Genomic DNA, 6,445 nt, shown 5'->3' with positions numbered 1-6,445 from the left:
CGCTGCTTCCAAATGTATTGGTTGTAACACTTGTATTGAAGCATGTCCTGGTGATTTCATCAAACCAAACTGTGCTGATTTAACTGTTCAAATTCCAGAAGCATGTGCTGCATGTAGTTTATGTGTAAACCTCTGTCCTGTAGACGCATTAGAAATTGATGTAGAATGGGGTGAAGGTGCACCTGTAGACGCTGAAGGAATTGGCCGTGACGCAGAAAAATGTGAATTCATTGGTGCATGTGCTAACAAATGTCCAACTGAAGCGATTCGTGTTGTAACAAAAACAGGTATGTGTTGCCCTTCATTAGAAGAAACTGGCGGAGACCCATCTTTTGCAAGTTGTATTAGATGTGGAGCTTGTGCTTCAGTTTGTTCAAACAACGCATTAAACATTGGATCTATTGAAGTAACCATTGATGGCGAAGCTGTCCTCAGAGACAGAATTGAATTCAACCCATCCAAATGTGATGCATGCGGTGACTGTATCAGTGCTTGTCCTTACGATATGCTCCACGAAACAGACAATCCTAAATTACCAATTGCAGGATTCTGTACCTTATGTGGTCAATGTATTGAAGCATGTCCTGAAGACGCACTTTGTTACAAATAGGTGTATTAACACCTATTCTTTTTTCTTTTTTTTTATTAATCTAGTTTTAAGCAATTATTTCACTTTTTCTAAATATTCTGTTTTTATAAAATCAATTATTTTTGTGCTGCTATTTTAAAAATTAATTATTGGGTTTTTTATATTATGGCAGTTAAATTTGGGGTTTAATGGTTGATGAGGTTGGCAAGATTAAAATTCTTGCCATTAATGGGGAAATATTTGTTTGATGGGTGTTATATGTCATCAAAAACTACTTTTCCACTAACTATTGTCATTACAGGCGCGCCTTTATACTCACACCCGTCAAATGGCGAATATTCTCCTTTAGTTTTAAATTGCCTTATGTCAAATCTGCCTTCACGATTCAAGTCGATTACCGTAAAGTCAGCATCTTTCCCACCTTGAATTTCGCCCTTGTTTTTCAGGTCAAATACTTTTGCAGCATTTTCAGAAAATATTTTTGGAATCAAATCAAAATCAAGGTTGCCCTTATTGACCTCGGTTAAAAGCAAACTAACTACTGTTTCCAGATTTGGAATTCCTGGTGAGGATGTAAAGACTCCTTTTTGTTTTTCATCCAGTGTGTGCGGCGCATGGTCCGTTCCTATTATTGTGTTTTCATCAATGTCTGCTATGCTGACCCTTTGACTTTCGGGTCTTAGCGGAGGGTTGGTTTTAACCATGGTTCCGAATTTATTGTATGCACTGTTGTCCAGCAGCAAATGGTGGGGAGTAAACTCATAGCTTATATTGTTTTTACGTGCCATATTTAGGGCATTTTTTGTTGACAAGTGGCAAATGTGTAAGCGTAAATTGTTTTTCCTTGCAAGTTCAATGGTTTGTGCAACAGATTCATCTTCTGATGTAGATGGTCTCGCATAAGAATAGTCAATTGGTTCAGTCGAGTCTTTGAGCCTTTCTGTTTCCCCCTGAACAATGCTTCTTTTTTCACAATGTGTAGCAACAAGGCCGTTATATGGAGTACTGTTTTTCAATTCTCCCAGATCATGAAAAATCTCTTCCAGACTGTCGTCAGTTTCCAGATCCATAAAGACCTTAAATGATATTGGATTAAGTTCCATCATTTTTTTCATTTCATCCAGGGTGTTGTGTCCTGCCTGGAGGTAGAAGTTGACAACTGACTTGGATTTGGCAATCTTCATCTTTTCTTTAAGTGCATTGTATGTATTTGTTTTTGGAAGTGTATTCGGCATGTCAATAACTGTTGTGAATCCTCCGTGGGCTGCCGCTTCACTTCCACTTTTAAAATCTTCTTTTTGTGTTAATCCGGGGTCTCTAAAGTGAACATGGGGGTCAATAAAACCTGGAAGCAAGTAATTTGATTCGATGTCAATGCTTTCATCTGCTTTTAAGTTTTTTTGAGTAATTTCTATAATTTTACCGTCACTTACACCAATATTGTATTCACCATTTTTTCCAACTAATTTAGAGTTTTTAATAACTAAATCTAACATAAGTAATTATTTAAATATTTTAACTTTTATATTTTTAATCATGAGTCTTTTAAGTGAGATTTTAGAAAGGGACATGAATCTATTTTATGAGTATTTGGAAACTGATATCAAAAGAAATAATCCTTCATCTGATGTCAGGTTGGTAGCTGATTTTACTGAGTACAATCCTTTGCACAATGGCCATTATCATTGCATGAAGGTTGCAAAGTCTGAAGTTCCTGACTCCTTGTTCGTAGCTATTGTGCCGGGACTCTTTGAAAGAAGCGGGCGAGGTATTCCATACATATTGCCTCGTGAAAAAAGAGCAGAAATTGCAGTTTCTCTTGGAGCCGATGTTGTTGTTGAAGGTCCGCCGATGGGTTTGATGGGATCAGGCCAGTACTCATTATGTCTGTGTAAAATGTTTCAGGCCCTTAATGCAGACTACATTCCGAGGGGATACAATCCCGTTGAAGGATTCGATGAGATATTGGACCGCATCAACCAGGGTCATCACATTGCACCGAAGCCATATAAGATTGTTGACAAGACTGCTGGTGAAATCCTGCTTAAGGACAAATTGAAAGAAGACAATTATGTAATCACATCTTTTGCCAATTCATTATCTAAAATAGGCTTTGACTATACGGATAAATTTATCTTTGTCAAACGTATTGAAGGTGTAAGCGGAACACGAATACGTGAAGCAGTAATGAGCGGTGAGTTTTCTTCAGTTAAGGATATGATGCCTCAAAAAACAATAGATGTATTAACCCGTGATAAGGACTCAATTATCTTTGGCCAGCGTTTGGGGGATGAGATTGTTGATAATGCAAATGATTTGGAATTGGATGATTTGAATCTTTTAAATGATAAGCTGGCTTCAGAAATTATTTCCAAAAGACCTTTCAACAGCTTAGATGATGTTTTTAATGCAATTCCTCAGGGCTTTTCCACCCATTTCAAACAAAGAATATTGAGCATTTTAGAAAATCCGATTCCAAAAAAAGACATGTCAGAATTCATCGAAAAATATCCGTCACAAATTAGGGTACTAAAATATAAGAATGATGAGGTTTTAGAGGTATTCAAAGAGAAAGTAATGACTGAGAATATCTCAGCCGAATAAAACACCCACAAATGTACCTGGTTTTCCTAAACCTAAGATAGCATCAACGAATGTTGGGTAATATGCACTTAATTTAAATATATATAGTATGTAGAACAGTACAATTATAATAACGATAATTAAAATGATTGTAAGAAGGATGTCTACAGCACTATATCCTTCATTTTCTTCTTCATACTGGAAATTATGGATTGATTCTTTTTTTCCTCTTCCTATTCCTATTCCTCTTCTTTTTTCATCGTCTCTTCTAGCTAGTTCTTCACGAATTCTTCTTTCTAATTCATCATCCTCAGCATTTCGCTTAGGGGCATTTCTAGGCTGATATTCATCTCTAGTTAATGAGCCGTATTTTTCTTCATCACGAGCTAGCTGTTCGTTTAATGGAATTTCTTCTTCATCAAAGTATAAGTCATCCAAATATCTTTCGTATTTACTTTCAACGGATTGCCTTGCAGAGGTTTCGCCAGGGTCATAGGAATGATCCGGATAAATGTAGTCGTCTGCTGGTGGGGCTTGAGGACGTCTTTGAGAATAGTCGTATTCGTTTCTGGCCTGATCCGCAGGTTGGGGTACAATTTCTTCTGCAATAACCTCTTCTTGAACATATTCTTGTCTTACATCTTGAACTGGTTTTTGTGGAACTTGAACCTCTTCTAATGCTTCATCAACTGAAGTTTTAGGTTGATAACTTGATTCAAGGCCTGATTCATATTGGATATTGTCCTTAATGTTATAAGGTGAATCGTCAGCCACTTTTTGATTGGAAAACTGAACCTCTTCAGGTTTTTTGGTCAAATTAGCCATTTCAATTTGTTGTTCTGGTGTTTCTTGTTTTTCAAGTCTAATAGGCTCTTCTTTTTGTGGAGTTTGTGTTTGTTGTTGATTATTATTAATACTAAGGCCTACAATTTTTTCTAAACAATCTTTACAATAAATTTTGCCTGCTATTTCTAATCCACATTCTTTACAGATGGATTTACCACAAATAGCACATACATCAGTACTTTCTCTACTTGGATGATAATAACATTCCATAATTTCACTCTCTCAATGAATTATACATACTAATATTTGTTCATTCTAATTATATAATAGTTTTCTTTATTCAAAAAATTATTTTTTAATGGTGGTGATTTTTTCAGACAGAATTTCACATGCTATCAAATCATCGATTGTAGCCAGTGTTGTACTTAATGAATCGTTGTTTATTTCGTATGTGATGATATTATTGCTTATTTTTGAATCTAGGAAGTTTTCATTATCTACTTCCAGAGTTTTATAGATAATTTCAGCATCTTCAGATGTTTTGAATTTGAGTTCTATTCTGCTTTTTACTTTCATCAATATAATCTTTTGCATTATAGGTTAATAAAATTTATTTTCTATTTTTAATTGTGGATGTGATAAAATTATTAATTGATGTTGATCTTAAAATTTTTTCATAAATTGATTTTTCATGTTATTTCTTGATAATATGACAACATTTATAAAGGACTAATTCAATATATTTAAGTATTCTATTTATTATATAATTTTTATTTTGGAGGAATTTATTATGGTTCGTGCTTATACAAGAAGAGATTATATTAGAAAAACCCCTAATTCAAGGATCGTACAATACGATATGGGTAATTTAAAAGATGAATTTCCAGTTTCAGTCAGTTTAGCTGTTAAAAAACCAGCTCAAATTAGACACAACTCATTAGAAGCAGCTCGTATTGCTTCAAATAGATTAATGCAAAGAGCAGCTGGAAGATTAGGATATCACTTAAAATTAAGAGTATATCCTCACCAAATTGTAAGGGAAAACCCAATGGCAACCGGTGCAGGTGCGGATAGGGTACAATCTGGTATGAGAAACGCTTTTGGAAAACCAATCAGTGTTGAAGCTATTGTTAAAAAAGATCAAAAAATCATCACTATTGATATCCAAGAGAAAAACTTTGAAGACGCAAAAATTGCATTAAAAAGAGCAGGTATGAAATTGCCGGTTCCTTGTAAAATTGTTGTCGACAAAGGTGAAGAATTAATTAAATAGATTTAATTTTTTAATTCTATTTTTTTCAACTTTTTTTTAGTAATATTTTTAACTATCTTTTAACAGAGTATATATTATGTTCGATACTGTGGAAGAAAAAAAATTTTTATTAAAACAGTTAGTTAAAAGAGATTTTACAAATAAATATAAAGAATCTGTTTTAGGTATAATTTGGAGCTTTCTGAATCCTTTATGTGTAATGATTATTTTTACAGTGATTTTTTCAGTATTATTTAGTCAACGAATCCATAATTTTCCAGTATATTTTTTAACTGGTAGACTTGTATATGATTTTTTTGTTGCTGCTACTTCTGGAGCTATGAATTCTATTAGAAATAATAGAGGTATTTTAACAAAGATTTTCGTTCCAAGATATGTGTTTGCTGTTTCGTCAATTTGCTATGAATTTATTAATTTTTTAATATCTTTCGTTATTTTATTTGGAGTTATGTTTGTTACCGGCCAGGAATTCCATTTAATGATAGTTGCTTCAATAATTCCTGTAATCTTCATTATTATAATGATTTTTGGTGTTGGTTTAATTTTAGCTGTTTTAAACACATATTTTTCAGATGTTGGTCATTTTTATTCAATATTTACTTTATTATTAATGTATGCTTCAGCTTTATTTTATCCAATGGAAATTGTTCCAGCAGATATTCAAATTATTTTTACATTAAATCCTTTGTATATTGCGATAACTTGTCTTCGCGATACGATGATGTATAATACGTTCCCGGATATTTCATCATTAATGTATCTTGCTGTATCTTCGATAATGTTTTTTGGAGTAGGGTTTTTATTATTCAGAATTCATGAGAAAAAATTAGTTTTAAGACTTTAATTGGAGGTTTAATATGGTTAAGAAAAAAAATACGGATAATATTTCAAATGATGCAAATATAAATAATCTCCATTTTAATTTGAATTTGGATAATATAGATAATGAAAATTTTAAAAAAGAAGTATTTGATGTTTATGATGCCATAAATGAAGGAAAAATTGATTTAAATCCCAAAGAAAAAAAGGAAATTCTTCAAGAACTAGATTTAATTATTAATCATTTGTCAAAGAGTGAAGTTAATGGAAATTCAGATACTGATAAGTCTGATGATGCATTGGATGATTTGATTGATGATGCTTCTGTTGGGGATTCTGTTCCTGTTGAAGATGAGGTTGTGTCTGTTGATGATGCATTGGATGATTTAGTTGAT

At 33.1% G+C, this 6,445-nt stretch carries 8 protein-coding genes; 5 read left to right on the top strand and 3 right to left on the bottom strand.

Annotation, left to right across the window (positions count from 1 at the left end):
* Positions 1-610: 4Fe-4S binding protein (locus ACKI3Q_RS08665; RefSeq protein WP_407416197.1), on the top strand; the 610-nt coding region annotated here is incomplete at its 5' end.
* Between the two features lie 233 nt (positions 611-843).
* Here ACKI3Q_RS08665 and ACKI3Q_RS08660 read toward each other — a convergent pair.
* On the bottom strand, positions 844-2,085 hold the full coding sequence (locus tag ACKI3Q_RS08660) for a dihydroorotase (protein WP_407416196.1): 1,242 nt from the start codon (positions 2,083-2,085) through the stop codon (positions 844-846).
* A gap of 40 nt (positions 2,086-2,125) precedes the next feature.
* Between ACKI3Q_RS08660 and ACKI3Q_RS08655 the strand changes: the two genes are divergently transcribed.
* Positions 2,126-3,193 carry a nucleotidyltransferase family protein gene (locus ACKI3Q_RS08655; RefSeq protein WP_407416195.1) on the top strand — a complete coding sequence of 356 codons (1,068 nt, stop codon included), beginning with the start codon at positions 2,126-2,128 and terminating at the stop codon, positions 3,191-3,193.
* Here the strand turns inward: ACKI3Q_RS08655 and ACKI3Q_RS08650 are convergent.
* Together ACKI3Q_RS08650 and ACKI3Q_RS08645 are read right to left on the bottom strand one after the other, a co-directional pair.
* Positions 3,182-4,228, bottom strand: coding sequence for a hypothetical protein (locus tag ACKI3Q_RS08650; protein ID WP_407416194.1), 1,047 nt, complete (start codon positions 4,226-4,228; stop codon positions 3,182-3,184). The two genes, ACKI3Q_RS08655 and ACKI3Q_RS08650, sit on opposite strands and share 12 nt — an antisense overlap.
* Positions 4,229-4,306: 78 nt before the next feature.
* Positions 4,307-4,534 carry a KEOPS complex subunit Pcc1 gene (locus tag ACKI3Q_RS08645; protein WP_407416193.1) on the bottom strand — a complete coding sequence of 76 codons (228 nt, stop codon included), beginning with the start codon at positions 4,532-4,534 and terminating at the stop codon, positions 4,307-4,309.
* A 214-nt stretch (positions 4,535-4,748) separates the two neighbouring features.
* On the opposite strand from ACKI3Q_RS08645, the gene rplJ reads away from it, so the two are divergent.
* From rplJ to ACKI3Q_RS08630, 3 genes are all read left to right on the top strand, one after another.
* Complete coding sequence (rplJ, locus tag ACKI3Q_RS08640; RefSeq protein WP_407416192.1) at positions 4,749-5,231, top strand: 50S ribosomal protein L16; 483 nt, start codon at positions 4,749-4,751, stop codon at positions 5,229-5,231.
* Positions 5,232-5,307: 76 nt separating this feature from the next.
* On the top strand, positions 5,308-6,075 hold the full coding sequence (locus ACKI3Q_RS08635; RefSeq protein WP_407416191.1) for an ABC transporter permease: 768 nt from the start codon (positions 5,308-5,310) through the stop codon (positions 6,073-6,075).
* A 13-nt stretch (positions 6,076-6,088) separates the two neighbouring features.
* On the top strand, positions 6,089-6,445 hold a 357-nt coding region (locus tag ACKI3Q_RS08630), incomplete at its 3' end, for a hypothetical protein (protein ID WP_407416190.1).

This window comes from Methanobrevibacter sp. (assembly GCF_045636185.1).
In the GTDB taxonomy this organism is placed as follows: Archaea; Methanobacteriota; Methanobacteria; order Methanobacteriales; family Methanobacteriaceae; genus Methanocatella.
Note: the sequence above shows the minus strand (reverse complement) of the source record. Positions and strands in the feature narration are given on the sequence as shown.

What these genes read in the sequence shown, in the direction of transcription:
- ACKI3Q_RS08635 (WP_407416191.1), top strand. Translation starts at nt 5,308, where the DNA reads ATGTTCGATACTGTGGAAGAAAAAAAATTTTTATTAAAACAGTTAGTT.
- rplJ (WP_407416192.1), top strand. Translation starts at nt 4,749, where the DNA reads ATGGTTCGTGCTTATACAAGAAGAGATTATATTAGAAAAACCCCTAAT.
- ACKI3Q_RS08655 (WP_407416195.1), top strand. Translation starts at nt 2,126, where the DNA reads ATGAGTCTTTTAAGTGAGATTTTAGAAAGGGACATGAATCTATTTTAT.
- ACKI3Q_RS08645 (WP_407416193.1), bottom strand. Translation starts at nt 4,534, where the DNA reads ATGAAAGTAAAAAGCAGAATAGAACTCAAATTCAAAACATCTGAAGAT.
- ACKI3Q_RS08660 (WP_407416196.1), bottom strand. Translation starts at nt 2,085, where the DNA reads ATGTTAGATTTAGTTATTAAAAACTCTAAATTAGTTGGAAAAAATGGT.
- ACKI3Q_RS08650 (WP_407416194.1), bottom strand. Translation starts at nt 4,228, where the DNA reads ATGGAATGTTATTATCATCCAAGTAGAGAAAGTACTGATGTATGTGCT.